Origin of the sequence: Shewanella sp. 10N.286.52.C2 (genome assembly GCF_002874545.1) — a bacterium.
Classification (GTDB): domain Bacteria; phylum Pseudomonadota; class Gammaproteobacteria; order Enterobacterales; family Shewanellaceae; genus Shewanella.
Genome location: NZ_MCTV01000015.1, coordinates 65,562 through 86,256 on the forward strand (window position 1 = coordinate 65,562; position 20,695 = coordinate 86,256).

Here is a 20,695-nt window from a genome sequence, read left to right on the forward strand (position 1 = left end):
ATTACCATGTTCATCTTCATGACCATGTTCATCCTCATGACCATGTTCATCTTCATGGCCGTGTTCAGCATCCTTATTACCATGGGTAGCATGCTGCATCTCGTGACGACTATGATTGGGCTCTGAGTGTTTTTCTTCATGCTGATGCTCAGCCGACGCTTGAACCGATATTGAAAACAATAATGTCATCAACATGGCAATACGACGCACAAAGAAGTGATTAGAAATACTGTAGTTCATGGTTAAAATCCTTGAAAATCACGAAAGAAGGAATGCTGAGATGCAGGTAATGGTTCTGCGATCAGTTGCTCAATATCAACACCAAATCGCAAAGCAGAAGCCGCTGCATCAATCAGTGCCCGGCGTGAGAACAATAACTCCTCTCTTGCGGTTAGATAATCAAGATAGTTATAAAGTCCCTGTTCATAAGCCTTTTGCGTATCTTCTAAGGCTAAAGTTAACGTGGGAATAATGCTGCTTTGTAAACGATTGACCGTCACAATGGCTTGTTTTCTGCTGGCGTAAGCTCGATACAATTGTGCATACAATTCTCGTAATGCTATCTCTCTATTAATCAGCACTTCGTCTTTTGCCGCCTGCGCCGCAATCACAGCACCTGAGTTTCGCTCACCGCTAAATAAAGGCACACTAAAGCCTGCCGATAACGCGGTGTCATTGGTTTGCTGCATTTGTTTGACGCCAACTGACCAACTCACATTCGCACTTGATTGCGACTGAGCAAAACGTAATTCAGCTTCTTTCAATTGGCTCTGTGTTAAATATGCTTCAATGGCCGGACTGTATTTCACTTTTTCAAATAACGGGGCTAATGCCACATCATCGGTAAACTCAAATAAACTGCCTTCGAGGGTTTCATAGTTAACTTGAGATTCTCCCCACATCATACTGAGCACTAACTTAGCGTAATCAAGCTGATGCAACTGAGTTTCAGCGGTGAGTCTGGTATTAAATACCGCTGCTTGCGCTCTTTTAACTTCAGCATCTGGAGTAACACCCGCTTTAGCGCGTTGCTCAACAACAGTTAAGGTTTCTTCAGCCAGTGTTACTGCATCACCCGCCAGTTGTAATTTGGATTGAGCAGCCAATACATCGATATAGCGACGAGTGGTTTCAGCAAGAATGCCTAAACCGGCAATTTTTTGCTCAGCATCAAGTAGCGCACGCTTTTTATTCACAATCCCAGAGCGTGCATCTAACTTGTCACCGAACTCTATTACAGACGATAACGACACTGTCGTTTCTGCACTATCCACGCCTTGGTAGTCGCCAGTACCTGCCACATTTTCAAACTCTACACCCACTTCAAAACCAGGCGATAGCGCCTGAGTTTGTGCTTCACCATCAAGCGCTAGCTGTCTAAACTGAAATACTTTTAAAGAAGGATGTTGCTGTTGAACTCGTTCTATTACCGTCTGTAACGTCACTGGCGCCGTTGCAGCCTCTGCAGCATAAGCGTTAACTGATAACAGTGCTGACAGCCCTAGAAAACAGCTGCAACATTTTTGAAATAGCGCAGTACGCTGTTTCGAGAAACATGTATTGTAAAACATCTGAGATTAGCCTCGATTTAATACAAAAAGATAACTACCAACTGATAATCTAAGTCTGTTAAGTCCAGTCATAGGTAAGCGCAGCAGGCTTAGACAAATTCAATAAAGTAATTTGTCCATTTCATAATTATTTTGATTAAAGAGTTAGGCTTGGGGAGGGCGTAAAAAACTAAAGTAAGGGGACTCTACCGCAGTAGAGGTAAACGTAAAGGCCACATAATTTGAATGCACAAGGTTGTTCTGCATTATAGTGTCAGGGTGCATCAAGGTCATGCAACATGAACAACAATTATCTGAACATTCATCGCAGTCATCATCAACATGGATTGAGACAACAAAACCATCATCACATAGTGCAGCACTACTTTGTCTATCTTCATGTCTGAGGTTCAGACTGATGTCGCTTGCATCGATAGGCGGCATTTCATTTACTTGAACCGCTAAATACTCACTATTTTCATCACAATCTTGATGCTCAAAGCTACAATTATCAGCCATCGCAACAACAGACTGCATCGCAAAAATCATGATCAACAATCGCGCCAGCATTGCTGGAAACGATTTATTTTTGCCCCTGAAATTTCGATATAAAGCTGACATTAGCGCTTAGTCTTGCCCTGTATGATGTAAACGTAAATAAAAATTTGTCGTACTGATTACGACTGTATCGCGCCAGTTTAAGCTAAACACCTAAAAAACACTATATGGTTTCTTAGCAGAACTGATTCTTAGAATTAAAAATAGATAAAAGCACGACTACAGCACAATTTGAATTTATTATTTTGCCATCAAAAGGCCGTATAGTCGCTGGAGTTTGTTCAAGTAGCGTTATTAGATTAACCCTAGAATGTCTTGTAATTGCTCGACTTCAATATGAGGTAAAATATATTTAGCTTGCCTGTTGTCACTCGCTTGATGATTTAACCACACACTTTGACAACCCGCTTTTCTGGCACCTAACACATCACTGATTGTATGATCGCCAATATGCAGTAACTCACTGGGCTTGATGGCTAAATGGCGGCAACTGAGATCAAATAAGTCACTGTAGGGCTTCATCCTAACCCCGTGTCCAGGATGCAGCACAAATTGCAATACGTCATCAAGACCAATGCGCGTTGCATCCACATTACCATTAGTAATACCCACTAACGGAAAGTGCTTTCCTAAGTTGGCAAGGCAACTCAATACCTCCTCCGTTACCTTAAAATCGCTACGATGAAAGCTAAAACATTGCATCCCTTGTTGGGCACCTTGGCTAGCTTGTGCTTCACTATAACCCCATTGCAGTAAGCCTTGGCGTAACACTTCATAACGGGCGGCGGTGGTGTCATGGGCCAACTCTTGGTGCTCTGCAATCACCTGAGATTTCAACAAGCGCCACTGGGAGATCCCCCAATTTAACGGCGCTTTAAAGTTATCTTGCATAAAATGCGATATTTCAGCTTCCGCTTTAATAATGTGCGACACGTTGTCGTACAAGGTGTCATCCAAATCAAAACTAATGGCTTTAAACGGTTTCAGTCTTAGGTATTGTTTCATTATTTCCCCTTGGCTTTTTTCGCTCTAGGGTGAGCGCCATCATACACTTTCGCTAAGTGCTGAAAATCAAGGCTGGTGTAGATTTGGGTCGTTGACAGATTGGCATGACCCAGCAATTCTTGCACCGCTCTTAAATCAGCACTTGATTCAAGCATATGCGTTGCAAAGGAATGGCGCAATTTATGCGGGTGAACTTTTGCAGATAATGCTTGCTGCTGACCCCATTTATTCATCCGCAGTTGAATACTACGGTGTGATAAACGTTTTCCCTGTTGGCTGATAAATAGCGCATCACCCGCGTCAGCTGATGGCATTTCAGCCCGCGAATCAAGCCAAGTTTGTAATGCGCTAAGGGCGATTTTACCCACAGGCACAATCCGCTGTTTACTGCCTTTACCCATGACTTTGACTTCCTGTTGCTGAAAATCAATATCGTGAATATTTAAACTCGCAAGCTCTGCTAAACGTAAGCCGCTGGAATAAAACAGCTCCATAATGGCTTTATCTCGTTTACTTAAGGGGTCGCTAGCATCAATATCCAATAAATGCGTAACCGCATCTAGGTCCATATTTTTTGGTAAAGGCTTAGCTTGCTTGGGGGCATTGAGGTTTTTAGCTGGATTGGCATCAATCACTTGCTCACGCACTAAAAATTCAAAAAATTGCTTAAGGGAAGATAAACACAGTGATAAAGAACGCGGGCTTAAGCCTTGACGGTGAAGTTTGGCGAGAACGGCTTGTAATTGCTCACGGCTTACCGCTAACCATGAATCATCATTCTCGGTTAACTCATTGTGAGTAAATATTATTTTGCTGGCACGATTAATTTCATACAAATAGTTGCGCACACTATAGGGGGATAATTGTCGCTCTGAAATAAGGTAGCGTTCAAATGAGGCTAACCAACTTAGCTGACTCATAACACTACCTCCAAGCAGATCATGATAAAGCTAAAACAGTAATGTTAAAGCTTAAAAAAGTTGTGACATTTAAAATTTCGGCAGCATATGGTCGAGTAAATCGCGTATTTGTTCAAAAAACAAATTATCCATATCCGGATGAAAATGCGCCGCATCAGCTGATGCAACCCCAAAAATCACCTGACCATTTTCATCTGACAGCTTGGTCAATGCTACTGAGCCGACTTCGCCACCAAATAAACGCTTAGACTCTGATTGGGTTAAGCGGCCAAAATAATAACCTTGCTGAATACGCTGACGCCAAATCTTAGCCAATTCGCTGTCAATATCATGCACGGTTATCAGCCTTACATGGGTAAAGCCGAACTCTTGCTTAAGGCTTTGTGACACCAACTGTCTTAATTGGCCTAAATCTTCACACTTTAGAATGTCTAAGGATAACTGCCGATTAAAGCGAAAAATTTTCTCGTTCTCGGTGGCTATCTTCATTAATGAGGTAATTTCTTCTTCAAGCTGGGTAACTCGGGTGCGCAGCATTTCTTGCCTGCGCTCGACCAATGACACTGCGCCGCGTTCGTGATGAGATAAACGCATCGCCAGCAATAATTCAGGGTAACGATTAAAGAACTCTGGATTTTGCAGCAAATACTCGCGGATCAGGTGCTCATCGATGGCTAAATCCTCCATCGATAATGTCGGCATGCTTAAGTCAGCGCCCAAATCAGCTGCTGCTTTGGCATTTTGGGCGAGCATTTTTTTGGTATTAATTACATCGGTCATAACTGGATTTGTCCATCAAATACATGTTCAGCAGGTCCAGTCATCCATAACGGCTTGCCCTCACCTTCCCAGTTAATGTTTAAACTACCACCGGGTAAGTCAACTTTAACTTGGTTATCTAACTTATTTTGCAAAATCCCAATGGCCACTGCAGCACAAGCGCCGGTACCACAAGCCAATGTTTCACCTGCGCCGCGCTCATAGACTCTAAGCTTAATATGGCCACGATTAACCACTTGCATAAAGCCAACGTTAACCCCTTTAGGGAAACGCTCATGACGGGTCAGCATAGCGCCAATTTCTTCCACCTCTGCAGTGGCAACATCATCCACATCTAATACACAATGGGGGTTGCCCATAGAAATGGCACCACAAAGAAACGTTTGCTTGGGGCTTGTTAATAAATAGGTTTTTTCGCTGCGTTTGGCCCGAAATGGGATTTTACTGGGCTCTGTGATAGGCACGCCCATATTCACGGTAACGCTGCCATCACGCTCTAAGCGCAGGGTCATTTTACCTGAGCTGGTGCTAACGCGGATTTTGTATTTATTGACTAACCCTTTGTTACGCACAAAACGCGCAAAGCAGCGGGCGCCATTGCCACACTGCTCAACTTCACTACCATCTGCATTAAATATGCGGTAATGAAAATCTAAATCTGGGTCGTAAGGCGGCTCGACTAATAGCAGCTGATCAAAACCGATCCCGAAGTTACGATCGGCTAATCGGCGAATTTGATCTGGCGAAAAAAACACATTCTGTGTTACGCCATCAACCACCATAAAATCATTACCTAGACCATGCATCTTGGTGAATTGGATCAAAAGTGTCTTCCTTTATCGAACTATTATGAACGTATTGATAAACTATTACGGCAGTATATGTTCACCTTGCCACAATTGTTCAATCTTTTCACGCTCACGGATCACTTGATTTTGATCTTTATCGACCATGACCTCTGCCACACGTGGACGAGAGTTATAGTTAGATGCCATCACAAAGCCATATGCCCCACTTGAACGTACAGCTAAAAAGTCACCTGCTGCCACATTTAACTGACGGTCTTTACCTAAAAAGTCACCGGTTTCACAGACTGGGCCGACCACATCATAAGCAAAGGTTTGCGCCGCAGTTTGGTTAACAGGGATAATGTTTTGCCAAGCTGAATACAACGACGGACGAATGAGATCGTTCATGGCGCCATCCACAATAGCAAAGCGCTTATCGCTGTTTTCTTTTAATGACAACACTTGAGTGACAAAAATGCCGGCGTTAGCTGCAATGGCGCGCCCGGGTTCAAATATCAATTTTAGTGGTCGATCGCCCAAGCGCTCAAGTAAGGCGGCGGCGTACACATCAGGATGCGGCGGAGTTTCACCATCATAAGTCACCCCTAAGCCACCACCGACATCGAAATGCTTAATTTCAATGCCCTGCACTGCTAAGCGGTCAATTAGCGCTAGCATTCGGTCCATGGCATCTAAAAACGGGCGCATTTCAGTTAACTGTGAGCCAATATGACAATCAACCCCTTTAACATCTAGATTAGGCAAACTATGGGCGCGAGCGAACACTTGCTCAGCTTCATCCATGGCGATACCAAATTTGTTTTCTTTAAGCCCGGTAGAAATATACGGGTGAGTGCCGGCATCCACATCTGGGTTAACTCGCAATGATATTGGGGCCACTTTACCTAAACGGCCAGCTACCTCATTAAGTTGCTCAAGCTCAGCGCTTGATTCAACATTAAAGCAATAAATACCAATATTCAGTGCTTGTTCCATTTCCGCCGTTGTTTTACCAACCCCAGAAAAAACCACTTTTTTAGGGTCGCCGCCAGCGGTAATAACCCGGGCTAATTCACCGCCAGAAACAATATCAAAGCCACTGCCTAAACGTGCTAATACGTTCAGCACCGCAAGGTTAGAGTTAGCTTTAACGGCATAACAAATTAAATGAGGGTGCGTTGCCACGGCATTATCAAAGGCATGCCAATGGCGCTCTAAGGTTGCGCGCGAATAAATATATAGCGGCGTACCATGCTCACGAGCCAATTGCTCTACTGAGCAGCCTTCAGCAAATAAGCTGTCTTGTTGATAAATAAAATGATCCACTATGCGATTCCTTGTTTATTATTCTGTAATACTTTTATGCGATAAAGGCGGCTTTAACCTAGCTTTTGAGGCAATTGTTGAGACTGAGTCTGAGGTTTAACTTGGTTTTCCTCAAGGGTAGACTCTGGCGGTTTTCGCTGTTCCTGATTGGTTTCTGCGTCAGGAGTTTTATATAAAGGGCCTTTTTGTCCGCAGCCTATAATGGATAGGCTAGCAAGCATTACGAATAAAAACAGTCTCATTTTTCTCAACATTCTATGCATCTGGGGAGTTATAGCCTTATAATCGCATTCATAACCTAGAAAGCACAAGGATTGAAATGCATGGCTATGACAGATACAGAGTTTCATCAATTGGCAGATGAGATGTTCAGCAAGATAGAAAATGCCATTGAAGCTGCTATTGACGAGCAAGATGCCGATGTAGACATCAATGCCAGTGGTAATGTTTTACAGCTTGAGTTTGAAGATGGTTCGCAAATCGTCATCAATAAACAAGAGCCGTTACATGAGCTCTGGATTGCGACTCGCTTTGGTGGTTATCACTTTGCGTTAGTTGATGGAAAGTGGTTTGATGAGCGTAATGACAATATATTCATGCCGTTTGTGATTGAGTCGATTAAAAAGCAAAGCGGTATTTCGCTGGCGATTTAATCCCTCAGGTGTACTAGCTCAAATTGTCGATATCTAAAGTGATAATGTCAGCAAAACTGAATTGGGTTTAGAAGTCTGAACTCAATTCATTTATCATCACCCCAAATGGCACCACGTTTAACTCACCGTTTATTCTTTCTAATTTAAAAAATTGCGGCATATTAAAATAATGCTGTGATGATACCCCCTGCTCAAACGCAAAGCTGTGGCTTTCTTTTTCCACCAACTCCTGCATCGACATATTTTCATATAATTGATGTTTAAGCTCGTTTGCTTCATCAATAATAAACACATCTAAAACATCAGGTCGCTGGCGTAAAAAGTATTGCTTTGCCCCTTTGGAAATATACAACTTAATCACATTGGGGATACCGCCGTAGGGATCAGCTTTGATGATGGCAGCTGGCGCATTCAGCTGCGGCTTTTTAAAACGCTGCACTTTTATCGGCCCAGCTTTAACCGCGTCATCACCCAAGAGGTTATACACCAAACCCATGGGATTAAAATATAAACCATAACGATGGCCGCCAAGCTGTAACGGATGCATTAACCCTGAGAAAGTGCGCGCCTCATAACAGTATTTGACGCATTGAGAAAAAATCCCCTGCAGCGCATCATGTAATTGTTTTTTCAGCCGCTGGGCACAGGCGACAATATTAATTTCTACTTGCTCAGGTTTACATTTTAAGCCTATAGCAACAAAAGACAGCGCCTCTAATAATCCCAATGGACCTTTAAAACGATGACACTGCCACTCGCCCCAACTATTGAGACAAATGATATCAATGGTAGACAACATATTTTGCTGTTTTTTGCCTAAGGAAAAAACATTGGAGTTCATGTAATCAATCATGATCTCTTGCCCTTGCCACTTGATGGTTGGGTCTTTATCAAGATTGGCCACAACAATAATTTTTTTATAAAAAAATGGCTGACACAATTCAGCTTTGGAGACTTTGCTTGTCGCCGTCATCAACGGATTAAGGCTTAATGCCAATTGAGTCAAGCGGGCTTTACGGTGTTTACTGCGGCCATACTCTTGCCACTGAGTGTCCGCAGTAGAAATATCATTCATCACCGCCCACGCAATCAATGCTGTGGGTGTGTCGGCTTTAATAATGGCTGACTCACCCAATAGCTGCCCAGAATTATGCGGCTGGCGATATAAATAAAATCGTGACTCTTTAAGGCTATGGATAATGGTTAAATTTGGCTCGATTATTGAGCCGCTCCACAGCTTGTTTAAAGGTAATAATTGATGCTCATCGTCACTGAAATAAGTATGAAGTTTACGGGCAAGGATCCCTAATTCTTCCACTCTAAAGCGATCGCTTAATGCTTGTTTTGAGGCAAAGTCCAATAAGGTGCGATAACTGATTAGTAGCAATTCATTAAGCTGCTTGTTAAACCATTTAAGTTGCCCTGAATGCCAGTGCTGGCTGTTATCCAGTGTTTCTAACAAACTATGGGGCCAACCCCAGTCCTCAACCAATTGCTGCATTTTATCTCTGCGCCAATCTCTGGCCACGCAGCGATTTGTTAAGTTAACACCGCACTTAAGATAAAAACAGCGGCGGACAATTTCGAGGCGGCGCGTGTCCCGTCGCCCGAGTAGATATGCTTCAATACGCTGATATAAAATTAAATAGGCATCATTGGATTCAGCAAAATCCCCTTGCAGGCACTGTTGCCAAATCTGCTGGGTAATAAAATTTGCTTGCGGGTACTCTGCGGCATAGGTTTCCAGCAGCAATACCTTAAGCAAGGCTTTATGGGGTTTATTGAGCCCCTTATAGAGTTGCCATAATGAGGCGCCAAAATATTCAGTTGCCGGCATGGATTGCACATCGCCTAAAAACAACACTTCGTTATCAGCGTCAGCACCCGGCCACCACCCCGCCGCTTTACCAGACAAACGAATATGGGAGCGATAAAATTCTTCTAATAATAACCAATGCTGGGTGCTGCCACTGTGCTCTTCGCCAAGGGAGCTGTAACAATTATCAAATGCGCTGCATTCTCTAAACTGTAATGGGTGTACCAGATAAAAATTCACTTCAAAATCAAAACTTGCAAACCACTGAGTCAATTGGTCTGTTTTTTCAGTAACTAATGCTAAATCAGCATGACTTAAGCTTGATTTGTAAACCAACCACACATCAACATCACTTTTAGGGTTTTGGCCAAAACTTGCGGTGCTGCCCATGGAATACACTCCTTCGAACGCACTGGGCTGGGCTGCTTGCAGATCTAAACTGGGTAAATGCAGACTGTGACGCGCCTGTTCCATAGCAGGTGTCATGTCAAATTGGCTGATCCCAAAAGGCGTTAAAGCGGAGTTACTGCCGGGCAGTTGCACATTATGATGATGGATCAAATAAGGAATGATATCGAAAAGCTGTTGCTGAATTGGCGACAATAAGGATTTAACCCGTTCATATCGAACAAGATTGAGTTGATTAGCTATCTCGATGGAGCGATAAACCTTTTGATTCAAAGTATCATCCTGTTACTAGCACTAAGTTACTAATTATCAACATACTGCAGCGCAGTTAAAAACCATGTTGATTAGCGTTAAATAAATTAGTAGAAACGTGATCATGTTAGCACTTTTATTTAAATACACCAGCAAATGAGATCTGCATCACAAAAAACTACGTGCATAGTTCAAACAATCGCTATCGATTTGTTACATCTGCTTTCTGGCAATGTTAGCATTATTGCAATTAAGTCTATTGATGGAACTCTTTGGCATGTCTCAAAATGTTATTCGTATCGCTACACGTAAAAGCCCACTTGCAATGTGGCAAGCAGAATTCGTAAAAGCAGAACTTGAACGTATTCATTCAGATTTAACCGTAGAGCTATTACCAATGAGCACAAAAGGAGACGTTATTTTAGATACGCCTCTGGCTAAAGTTGGCGGTAAAGGTCTTTTTGTTAAAGAACTTGAAGTTGCCATGCTTGAAAATCGCGCTGATATCGCGGTGCATTCAATGAAAGATGTACCGGTAGACTTCCCTGAAGGTCTAGGTTTACAAGTGATTTGTGAGCGTGAAGATCCACGTGATGCATTCGTATCAAACACTTACAAAACCATTGAAGAATTACCACAAGGCGCTGTTGTGGGTACTTCAAGTCTTCGTCGTCAATGTCAAATCCGTGCGGCTCGCCCAGATCTCGTCATTAAAGACTTACGTGGCAATGTCGGTACTCGCTTAGCTAAATTAGATAGCGGCGATTACGATGCGATTATCCTTGCTGCTGCAGGTCTTATCCGCCTAAAACTTGATGAGCGTATTGCCAGCTTTATTTCAGCTGAAGACTCACTACCTGCAAATGGCCAAGGCGCTGTCGGCATTGAGTGCCGCATGAATGACGAACGCGTTAAAGCATTGCTTGCGCCACTTGAGCATTTAGAAACTCGTTACCGTGTTTTTGCCGAAAGAGCGATGAATATGCGCTTAGAAGGTGGCTGTCAGGTACCAATCGGTGCTTATGCTGAAATTGATGGCGATAGCTTACATCTTCGTGGCCTAGTGGGTAACCCTGATGGCAGCCAAATCATTGAAGGTAATGTGACTGGTTTAAAAACTGATGCGGTTGCATTAGGTGAGCAACTGGCTGAAGATTTACTTAGCCGCGGTGCTAAAACCATTCTAGACGCTGTTTACAACCAGTAATCGAGATGAAAGTCTTACTGTCGCGCCCTGAGGGGCGCAATCAAGCAATGGCAGATAAGCTTAAAGCGAAAGGAGTCGACTTCATGGTCACTCCTTTATTAGCTGTGGTACCTACTCACAACCGGATTAACCCCAACACCCTCACCCAAGCTGACAGCTTAATTTTTATTAGCACTAATGCGGTAAAGTTTGCAGCCATTAGCCTTAATGATAAATTTCCAGATTGTCGCTATTACGCCGTTGGCCAAGCCACCGCTGATGCCCTGTCGCAATATAACATCACTCCTGAAATTGCCCCTGAAGACAGCCAGGACAGTGAAGGCTTATTATCACTGACATCATTAAGCGATATTAAAAATCAACACATTGTTATCGTAAGAGGTATTGGCGGCCGCGAAACTATCGCTGAGCAACTGACTCTCAGACAGGCCAATGTTTGCTACTGGGAAGTCTACCAACGCAGTCTGCCAAAGCTAGATTCAGCCTTGGTTTGCAGTCAGTGGCAGCAATTCGGCATTGATACCATAATCGTCACCAGTGGCGATGTGCTAGAGAATCTAATTAAACTTGTTCCAAAAGAGTTATTTGCATGGTTGCAATCATGTCATATCATAGTCCCCAGTAATCGAGTGGAGCAAAGAGCAAAAATAGTCGGGTTAACTCACGTCACCAATGCAAGTGGCGCGAATACTCAAGCTGTTTTAGCTGCATTATCTGTTTAATCATTAGCGAGTCATTTGTATTTGCGATAATGTTTAATCCTGCCAAACTGTAACTTTGCCTTATCGTGTTTTTGCTCGCATTAATGATTTGGTCGCACTGTGGATGATCAAACTAGGTACTCAAGGACAGCTCATGGAACACAACAAACAAGATCCTAATCAACAAGCTCATTCAGACAATGATGTGATTGAATCAACTCCTGTTATCGAAGCAGATAAAGTGAGCGAACCTGAGTCAGAAAATCCCTCATCAACCACACAAAAGCAAGCCACAAACTCTGAGGCTAGCCCAGAAAAAAAACACCGTAGTAAAAGTTCATGGTGGGTGCGTTTCAGTATTCTTATTTGCCTGATCATTGCCATTGGCGGAATAGGCCTAAGCTATCTGCTATGGATGGAACTGCAAGAGCAAAAACAGCAGCTGCAAACTCAAAACCAACAAACCAGCGTAATAGGTAGTCAAGTCACGCAAGCGCTGGTAGAACCCAATAAACGCATTGCAGTATTAGAAGCCCAGCAACAGCAAAATTCACAGGCTTATCAGCAACAAGCGCAGTTAGCTAAATCACAACAGCAATTACAACAACGGGTCGCTACACTGGCTCAGCGTAATCCAAATAACTGGATGGCATCTGAAGCTGAATACTTAGTCCGTATGGCAGCTAGAAAACTGGCTCTTGAAAACGACCCTAAAACAGCAGCAAGTTTATTAACCTCTGCAGACGAACGTATTGAAGCAATGAAAGATCCCACCTTATTGCCGATACGCCGCGCACTTGCCAATGATCTCGCCCGAACTAATTCCATCAAAACCACTGATGTGGCAGGCACCATTTACGCTATTGATGGCATACTTAACCAGTTAGATACTTTGCCGTTAAATCGCGCCAAAGCCCAAGCAGCAGAAGACTTAGCAGCGCAAAATGCCATCTCAGATTCAGTAGATGACTGGCAAAGCAATTTAGCCAAGACTTGGCATTCAGTAACGGATGGTTTTATCACTATTCGTAAGCGCACTACAGATCTTGAGCCGCTACTAGCCCCAGATCAGCAATGGTATCTGGTTGAAAATATCCGCAATAAATTACTCCAAGCTCAGTTAGCCCTGTATCAACATGATCAAGTTAATTATCGCCAATCGGTTGGCTTTGCGCGAACGTGGATCCAGCAATACTTTGATTTAGACGAAGATAAAACCCAAGAAGCGCTGCGGGCTTTAGATGCACTAATGACGGTCACCATTGAAGAAATAAACCAGCAAAAATTTGAGTCTACCCGATTACTTCAGCAGCTCATTACTTACGGTGAGTTGGTTCCAGCAGAGGAACCACAGTCATGATTAAAACTCTTGCATATGTGATTATCATTTTAATCGGTTTTTGTATCAGCCCATTTATCATCGGCAACACAGGCTATATTTATATTGCGGCGGGCGATTATCAAATAGAAACCAGTTTAGTCTTTGGTTTACTGGGGTTAATTTTATTTTATGCAGCGCTACAGATAGTTGAATGGCTGATTATTTTCCTACTGAATATCATTATTCATAGCCGCTATTTACCTGATCGCTGGCGCAAACAAGCCGCTAAAAAACATACCTTACAAGGGGCCTTAGCACTGGCAGAAGAAGACTGGCCTAGTGCTGAAAAAGCCATGTCTAAAGGCGCAGCAAAAGGCGAACTGCCGGCTTTGAATTTATTTGCCGCCGCCCGCGCTGCTCATCATCAACACAATAGCCAAGCCCGTGATCAATATTTAGCTCAAGCGGCAGAAGATCCGCTAGCACAAACCGCAGCCAGAACCTCAAAAACTCGCTACCTTATCCAACAGGGTCAATTAGCTGAGGCGAGAATAGAGCTACAATTACTCAATCCAACCAGTAAAAGTAAAACCCCAGTGCTAAAATTAGCCTTGGATTTATATCAGTTACAGGGTGACTGGCAAGCATTAAAGTTACTTTTACCTGCTATTAAAAAACGTCAAATCGTTACTGATGAGATATTTAATAATATAGAGCAACAAACTAATATTGCCCTATTGACTGCTGCAACTGAATCTAACGAACAAGATCTTGAGAAGTGTTGGCACTGGCTTAGTAAAACAGAGCGCAGTCAACCGACTCTCATCGCCATTTATGCTCGCGGCTTATGCCAGTATGAACGTAAAAAAGATGCCTTAAAGCTGCTTTCTAAGAGTTTGAAAGTCGAACCCAGTAACAGCATTTTATCGGCCTTGCCCCACATACTAGATGCTGACGATGATGAAATAAGAAAACTACTGCAACGTTACCAGCAAACCCATGAGCATGATGCTGGATATCAAGTGTGTTTAGCCAAGTTAGCCATGCAAAAACGTGATACTAAAGTCGCAAAAGAGCACTGGACAAAAGTATGTGACGTATCACCATTACGACAGCATTGGTTGGCATTAGCACAAGTGCAAGAGCAACTCGGTGAAAATACCGCTGCACTACAAAGTTATCGAAAAGCGGCTAATGCTAGCGAGTAAAACTTGTGCAAATGTTAAGCAATAATTTCATAATGAATTAATCGCTTTCTATAATCAGTTAGACACTAAAGCCTGCCATTTGGCAGGTTTTTTTATCGCTTTTTTCTACGTGAAACAAGCTAATCTAGCAACAAATATCTCATGAATAGCCTACCAACATCACCTAATGCTAATGTATTAAAAATTTAACATTTGCCTGTAATCACTTAGTTGTACTGATTTACAGGACTTTTCTATTTCCCTCTTAAATTCATTAGTTTATTACGAAGAACTAGATGGTCAAAAAATTGACCTATAGTAAGGCTACTGCTAAGATTGTTAACTTGCGGTTAATTTAACTTTCAAACTTATAACAGCAAACACCTCGATATGCATAGTTATGCTAACACTATGAATATCAGGTTAAATGCGGGTTATTGGAGCTAAGGTCATGAGTTCTGTTGTAACGACAAAAAATGGTGTTTTAAATTCAACTAATGGAGAGATTACTCTCACGTTGAACAATGAAACAAAAAACATTCTTCCAGGAGATACTATTCCTGCAGGGGCAGAACTCCAAGTAGCCGATGGCATTGCGTTTGTGGTGACCTTTGACGATGGCACTATTCTCAATGGTGACAACATAGCTGAAAACTTATCGGCCGAAACTATCATAGATATGACCACAGATGAGCTCACTGAGATTGAAGCCCTACAGGCATTAATTGAATCCGGTGAAGATCCAACCGCTGAACTACCTGAAACCGCAGCAGGTGAGACAGCAACAAATCAAGGTGGTAGTGATTTCGCTTCATTAGCTCGTGAAGGCTCGGAAACTATTGCTACAGCAGGCTTTGATACCTCTTTTGATGCACCAGATATTTTAACCGCGAGTCTTTCATTAGGTGATGATGGCGTTGATGCGCTAAATAACAACTTTAATGTAGCTCAGTTTACCGATAATTTTGTCAATGGCGTATCCTTTACCACCTCTTCTGGATTATCAGGTTTTACCGGTGATTTGGGTTCACCGGGATCATTTGCTTACCTTCCTGGCGACACTATTACTTTCATGGTCGGTGGCGTCACTATTGCTACTTTTAGCGCCGATGTTATTCAAGGGGATATTTTATTCCTACAGGATATTGCTGGCACTTTGCTGTCTGATACCAACATGGATTATGTTGAGAACATGGCTATTTTCCTTCAAGCCTTGGATAACGATTTATCCGACGGTATTGATGACGGTATTTTAAATACCAATAGTCTGGTTAATATTGATGACAGCTACAGCACTAATATCAATATCTTATTATCCGTTCACGAAGCATTAGCCAATTATATTGATCCCACCACGGGCCAACCATTAAATATAGCAACAGCAGGTAAAGAGATGATCTCTCAAGTACTTGCTGAGTTAGGCATTATTTTTACACGTGATACCGAAAGACAAGAAGATGGCCAAAATGTATTTGAAACCATTGCGATGGAGCATGTTGCAGATACCATTGATGACATTGCAGGCGATAGAACCCCTGATGAACATGACGAACGTACCGTAGATATCCTTGACGTACCCGGTGGGTTAATTACCTACAACTATAATGAATTAGATGGTCAAATTACTTTCTCAGCCAACGATTTACTAGAAGGTGCTGTAGGCCAACAGGTTATCGACCAAAACTTATTGGTTAGCAATGTTAGACTCAGCGCAGCTTTTGAGGACATTGGGACTTTACAAGATTTAGGTGATGGCAATTTTGTCATTATCTTAAATGAAGGTATTACCCAATACGATCTTGAAGGCCTAAGTATTGATTACCGTGTAGAAGATTGGACCGTCTTCAGAGACGTCACTTCAGCGACCCAAGATCAATATAAATCACATCTATCTGCTAATATTCCAGATGTTTTTGAAGATGTTGGTTTTAATCAATTCACTTTAAATAGTGAACTCACATTTGAAACCGATCAAGAACTGTTCATCACTTTCACCAGTGAATTACTCAGTGAGCAACTCGGTTACCCAATTGCCGAATATGCTGATGATTATTTAGTTCCTCTTGAATACTCGAATGATGGTGGCCTAACGTGGCAGACCATGACTGTAGGAGGGATTGATTCAAGTGGTGATCTTGCTAGACCTATATTTAGCTTCAACCTTGAAGCAGGTAACAATAGCATCCTAATTCGCGTGCCTATTTTTGATGATGCCATTATTGAACCAACTGAATATTTCAATGCCATTGTTACTGGTGAAAATGTTTATGATGAAGAACTAGAATTTGCCATTTTTGATAACGACGGTAACGGTTCAGACTTACCTGTTGTCGATATTGACTACGCCGTTGTTGTAGAAGGAATGGAGTTTGCATTATTCACGCTGACGTTAAGTGAACCAAGCACAGAAACCATTACCCTTGATTATAGCTCAGAAGAGCTAACCGCTTTATTCGGTGAAGATTTCACTAATGTAAGTGGCACTGTGACTTTCCTCCCTGGTGAAACTACAGCTTATATTAGCGTCCCTATTACAGATGATTTAATCGTAGAAGGTAGCCCTGAATTTGCGCTAATAAACTTATCTAATCCAACCAATGCTGTACTAGGTGATACTCAGGCTACGTTACGTATTTATGATAATGATCTTCCTGATAATACAAACATTACTTTAGATATTGATCCCGTCACTGGCGATAACATACTGACGCCAGATGAAGCGACTGGCACGATTACAATTACAGGTACCGTGACCGCTGATGCTTCTATCACTACCGGTATCATTATGTTGACCATTAATGGTCAAGAATACCAAGCGATTATGCAATCTGATGGTACATTCTCAGTAGATGTCGATGCAACTGACTTATTAAACGATCCCGACACTGTAATTGATGGCATTGTATATGGATACGGCGCTGATGGTGCTAAGGGCACAGCAACTTCTACAGAAGACTACGATATTCCTACTGTGGCAGAAAATGACAGCATTATTGTTGCAGAAGACACTATCGCTGCAGGTAATGTTCTAGATAATGATACCGATACCGATGACGTTCTCACTGTAGTTAGCTTTGAAGTTAATGGCGAAACATACTCAACTGGTACGTTAGTAACATTAGATGATGGCGTGTTAGTGATAGATGCTCAAGGCAATTACTCATTTACCCCAAATGAAAACTGGAACGGTAACGTACCGGTGATCACCTACACCACCAACACGGGATCAACAGCGACCTTAACCATTGAAGTCACCCCGGTTGATGATGCATCGGTATTAGTGAACGACACCAACACGGTCGCCGAAGACACACCCGCCACCGGTAACGTACTGGATAATGATGCTGATGTGGATAACACCTTAACCGTGGCCACCTTCACTGTGGCAGGCGATGCCACCATTCATGATGCAGGCGATACCGTGTCTGTCGAAGGCGGCAGCTTAGTCCTAAATGAAAACGGCACCTATACCTTTACTCCAAATGAAAACTGGAACGGTAACGTACCGGTGATCACTTACACCACCAATACGGGCGATACAGCGACATTAACCCTTGAAGTGACGCCTGTTGATGATACTGCGGTACTTGAAAATGACAGCAATACTGTTGCTGAAGATACCGTCGCTGAAGGTAATGTTCTCGATAACGACGGCGATATCGATAACGGCTTAACCGTGGTGAGTTTTGACGTTGATGGTGTCACTTATACTGCTGGTACAGAAGTTACTGTCGATGGTGGCACCCTAATCATTAATGAAGATGGTGCTTACACCTTCACCCCAGAAGATAATTGGGATGGCCAAGTTCCAGTTATTACTTACACCACCAATACTGGTGATACGGCAACATTAACCCTCGAAGTCACCCCTGTTGATGATGCTGCGGTACTTGAAAATGACAGCAATACTGTTGCTGAAGATACCGTCGCTGAAGGTAATGTTCTCGATAACGACGGCGATATCGATAACGGCTTAACCGTGGTGAGTTTTGACGTTGATGGTATCACTTATACTGCTGGTACAGAAGTTACTGTCGATGGTGGCACCCTAATCATTAATGAAGATGGTGCTTACACCTTCACCCCAGAAGATAATTGGAATGGCCAAGTTCCGGTTATTACTTACACCACCAATACGGGCGATACAGCGACATTAACCCTTGAAGTCACTCCTGTTGATGATATGGCTGCACTTGAAAATGACAGCAATACAGTAGCAGAAGACACGGTCGCAACAGGTAATGTACTTGATAACGACAGCGATATTGATAACGATCTCACGGTCACGAGTTTTGAAATCAATGGTGAGAGCTATCCTGGAGGTACTGAAGTGTCACTTGATAGTGGCACGATTGTCATCAGTGAAGACGGTACTTATACCTTCACCCCTGCAGAAAACTGGAACGGCCAAGTTCCTGTCATCACTTACACCACCAATACCGGTGACACTGCAACACTGACACTTGAAGTCACTCCTGTTGATGATATGGCTGCACTTGAAAATGACAGCAATACAGTGGCAGAAGACACTGTCGCAACTGGTAATGTACTTGATAACGATAGCGATATTGATAACGATCTCACGGTCACGAGTTTTGAAATCAATGGTGAAACCTATCCTGCAGGTACTGAAGTGTCACTTGATAGTGGCACGATTGGCATCAATGAAGACGGTACTTATACCTTCACCCCTGCTGAAAACTGGAACGGCCAAGTCCCTGTCATCACTTACACCACCAATACCGGTGACACAGCAACACTGACACTTGAAGTCACTCCTGTTGATGATATGGCTGCACTTGAAAATGACAGCAATACAGTGGCAGAAGATACTGTCGCAACAGGTAATGTGCTTGATAACGATAGCGATATTGATAACGACCTCACGGTCACGAGTTTTGAAATCAATGGTGAGACCTATCCTGCAGGTACTGAAGTGTCACTTGATAGTGGCACGATTGTCATCAATGAAAACGGTACTTATACCTTTACCCCAGCTGAAAACTGGAACGGCCAAGTCCCTGTCATCACTTACACCACCAATACCGGTGACACTGCAACACTGACACTTGAAGTCACTCCTGTTGATGATATGGCTGCACTTGAAAATGACAGCAATACAGTGGCAGAAGATACTGTCGCAACAGGTAATGTGCTTGATAACGATAGCGATATTGATAACGATCTCACGGTCACAAGTTTTGAAATCAATGGTGAAACCTATCTTGCAGGTACTAAAGTTTCACTTGAAAGTGGCACAATTGTCATCAATGAAGGCGGTACTTATACCTTCACGCCTGCTGATAATTGGAATGGCCAAGTTCCTGTAATTACATACAAGACCAATACAGGTGATACTGCCACACTGACACTTGAAGTCACTCCAATAAATGATTCTCCTATCGCCGTTGATGATGTTATTAATGCACAAGAAGATACCCTATTCACCTCAACTGTTGACTTAGATGCCAATGATACCGATGTCGATGGTGATAACCTTTCTGTGATTGCTGGCACCTTCACCACAGTACAAGGCGGCACTATCATCATCGCTGCTGATGGCAGTTACACCTATATGCCACCGGCTGACCTTAATGGCGTAGACAGCTACGTGTATACCGTCACTGACGGCACTGACACTGACACCGCTACATTAACCATTAATGTAGGCGCTCAAAATGATGCCCCTGACTTAGTGGCTGATGTTGATAGTGTTGATGAAAATACCACTGTAACAGCAGATGCAGCTAATGGCGTATTGAGCAACGATAGTGACTTAGATGGCGACGCACTAAGTGTCACTGGGGTCCATTCTGGTGTGTCAGGCACAAACACTGCGGTTACTGCTGGACAACCTGGGGTGATCGCCAATGAATATGGCACATTAACTATCAACTCTGATGGTAGTTACACGTTTATCGCTAATGGCGCATCTTCAGAAGCGTTACCAGATGGTGTGACTGCCAATGCCGTATTTACTTATACTGCAACAGACGGCACTCAATCTCTAACGCAAACACTCACCATCACAATCACTGGCGCTAATGACCCAGCGGATATCACCGTTGATGTAGGTAATGGCGATTCTGACGCAGGTACGGTCACTGAAGATGGTGCAACCGATGCGGATAACAACACGTTTGAAACAGTCTCTGGCACGCTAACCGTGTCTGATGTCGATGGCACAGGTAATGCCAGCGAAGCCGTATTCCAAGTACAAGAC

The 20,695-nt window shown here is 43.0% G+C and carries 15 protein-coding genes and 1 pseudogene; 6 read left to right on the forward strand and 10 right to left on the reverse strand.

Going from position 1 to position 20,695, the window contains the following annotated elements; all coding sequences use genetic code 11:
* From BCU94_RS19650 to BCU94_RS19770, 9 genes and pseudogenes are all read right to left on the reverse strand, one after another.
* Positions 1–240, reverse strand: a pseudogene (locus BCU94_RS19650) (hypothetical protein); the annotation flags it as partial.
* Between the two features lie 2 nt (positions 241–242).
* Positions 243–1,571, reverse strand: a complete 1,329-nt coding sequence (locus BCU94_RS07490) for a TolC family protein (RefSeq protein ID WP_102476044.1) — start codon at positions 1,569–1,571, stop codon at positions 243–245.
* A gap of 144 nt (positions 1,572–1,715) precedes the next feature.
* The gene (locus BCU94_RS07495) at positions 1,716–2,099 is read right to left on the reverse strand and encodes a hypothetical protein (protein ID WP_241904974.1); all 384 of its coding nucleotides are present in this window, start codon (positions 2,097–2,099) and stop codon (positions 1,716–1,718) included.
* A 303-nt stretch (positions 2,100–2,402) separates the two neighbouring features.
* Positions 2,403–3,113 carry an HAD-IA family hydrolase gene (locus BCU94_RS07500; RefSeq protein WP_102476046.1) on the reverse strand — a complete coding sequence of 237 codons (711 nt, stop codon included), beginning with the start codon at positions 3,111–3,113 and terminating at the stop codon, positions 2,403–2,405.
* Entirely contained in the window at positions 3,113–4,033 is a 921-nt protein-coding gene (gene xerC / locus BCU94_RS07505) for a tyrosine recombinase XerC (protein ID WP_102476047.1), read from the reverse strand. The genes BCU94_RS07500 and xerC overlap by 1 nt, the downstream gene beginning before the upstream one ends.
* Positions 4,034–4,102: 69 nt before the next feature.
* Entirely contained in the window at positions 4,103–4,735 is a 633-nt protein-coding gene (locus BCU94_RS07510) for a DUF484 family protein (protein WP_102440240.1), read from the reverse strand.
* A gap of 74 nt (positions 4,736–4,809) precedes the next feature.
* Positions 4,810–5,637: a diaminopimelate epimerase gene (gene dapF / locus BCU94_RS07515; protein WP_102440233.1), complete on the reverse strand. Its 828-nt coding sequence runs from the start codon at positions 5,635–5,637 to the stop codon at positions 4,810–4,812.
* Between the two features lie 45 nt (positions 5,638–5,682).
* On the reverse strand, positions 5,683–6,927 hold the full coding sequence (gene lysA / locus BCU94_RS07520; protein WP_102476048.1) for a diaminopimelate decarboxylase: 1,245 nt from the start codon (positions 6,925–6,927) through the stop codon (positions 5,683–5,685).
* 53 nt (positions 6,928–6,980) lie between these two features.
* Positions 6,981–7,169, reverse strand: a complete 189-nt coding sequence (locus BCU94_RS19770; RefSeq protein WP_241901024.1) for a lipoprotein — start codon at positions 7,167–7,169, stop codon at positions 6,981–6,983.
* 81 nt (positions 7,170–7,250) lie between these two features.
* On the opposite strand from BCU94_RS19770, the gene cyaY reads away from it, so the two are divergent.
* A complete protein-coding gene (cyaY, locus tag BCU94_RS07530) occupies positions 7,251–7,580 on the forward strand; it encodes an iron donor protein CyaY (RefSeq protein WP_076539407.1) in 330 nt (109 codons plus the stop codon).
* 67 nt (positions 7,581–7,647) lie between these two features.
* On the opposite strand, the gene BCU94_RS07535 is transcribed toward cyaY, so the two are convergent.
* A complete protein-coding gene (locus BCU94_RS07535; RefSeq protein ID WP_102476049.1) occupies positions 7,648–10,077 on the reverse strand; it encodes a class I adenylate cyclase in 2,430 nt (809 codons plus the stop codon).
* Positions 10,078–10,333: 256 nt separating this feature from the next.
* Between BCU94_RS07535 and hemC the strand changes: the two genes are divergently transcribed.
* From hemC to BCU94_RS07560, 5 genes are all read left to right on the forward strand, one after another.
* Positions 10,334–11,263 carry a hydroxymethylbilane synthase gene (gene hemC, locus BCU94_RS07540; RefSeq protein ID WP_102440236.1) on the forward strand — a complete coding sequence of 310 codons (930 nt, stop codon included), beginning with the start codon at positions 10,334–10,336 and terminating at the stop codon, positions 11,261–11,263.
* 5 nt (positions 11,264–11,268) lie between these two features.
* The gene (locus BCU94_RS07545; protein ID WP_102440237.1) at positions 11,269–11,985 is read left to right on the forward strand and encodes a uroporphyrinogen-III synthase; all 717 of its coding nucleotides are present in this window, start codon (positions 11,269–11,271) and stop codon (positions 11,983–11,985) included.
* Positions 11,986–12,118: 133 nt separating this feature from the next.
* Positions 12,119–13,324, forward strand: coding sequence for a uroporphyrinogen-III C-methyltransferase (locus BCU94_RS07550; protein ID WP_157937389.1), 1,206 nt, complete (start codon positions 12,119–12,121; stop codon positions 13,322–13,324).
* Positions 13,321–14,493 carry a heme biosynthesis HemY N-terminal domain-containing protein gene (locus BCU94_RS07555; protein WP_102440239.1) on the forward strand — a complete coding sequence of 391 codons (1,173 nt, stop codon included), beginning with the start codon at positions 13,321–13,323 and terminating at the stop codon, positions 14,491–14,493. Before BCU94_RS07550 ends, BCU94_RS07555 begins: the two co-directional genes overlap by 4 nt.
* 430 nt (positions 14,494–14,923) lie before the next feature.
* On the forward strand, positions 14,924–20,695 hold a 5,772-nt coding region (locus tag BCU94_RS07560), incomplete at its 3' end, for a retention module-containing protein (RefSeq protein WP_198590863.1).

Excerpts from the sequence above, each read along its gene's own strand:
- BCU94_RS07490 (WP_102476044.1), bottom strand. The coding sequence starts at position 1,571 with ATGTTTTACAATACATGTTTCTCGAAACAGCGTACTGCGCTATTTCAA.
- BCU94_RS07510 (WP_102440240.1), bottom strand. The coding sequence starts at position 4,735 with ATGCCGACATTATCGATGGAGGATTTAGCCATCGATGAGCACCTGATC.
- BCU94_RS07495 (WP_241904974.1), bottom strand. The coding sequence starts at position 2,099 with ATGATTTTTGCGATGCAGTCTGTTGTTGCGATGGCTGATAATTGTAGC.
- BCU94_RS07500 (WP_102476046.1), bottom strand. The coding sequence starts at position 3,113 with ATGAAACAATACCTAAGACTGAAACCGTTTAAAGCCATTAGTTTTGAT.
- hemC (WP_102440236.1), top strand. The coding sequence starts at position 10,334 with ATGTCTCAAAATGTTATTCGTATCGCTACACGTAAAAGCCCACTTGCA.
- BCU94_RS07545 (WP_102440237.1), top strand. The coding sequence starts at position 11,269 with ATGAAAGTCTTACTGTCGCGCCCTGAGGGGCGCAATCAAGCAATGGCA.
- xerC (WP_102476047.1), bottom strand. The coding sequence starts at position 4,033 with ATGAGTCAGCTAAGTTGGTTAGCCTCATTTGAACGCTACCTTATTTCA.
- BCU94_RS07555 (WP_102440239.1), top strand. The coding sequence starts at position 13,321 with ATGATTAAAACTCTTGCATATGTGATTATCATTTTAATCGGTTTTTGT.
- cyaY (WP_076539407.1), top strand. The coding sequence starts at position 7,251 with ATGGCTATGACAGATACAGAGTTTCATCAATTGGCAGATGAGATGTTC.
- BCU94_RS19770 (WP_241901024.1), bottom strand. The coding sequence starts at position 7,169 with ATGAGACTGTTTTTATTCGTAATGCTTGCTAGCCTATCCATTATAGGC.
- BCU94_RS07550 (WP_157937389.1), top strand. The coding sequence starts at position 12,119 with ATGGAACACAACAAACAAGATCCTAATCAACAAGCTCATTCAGACAAT.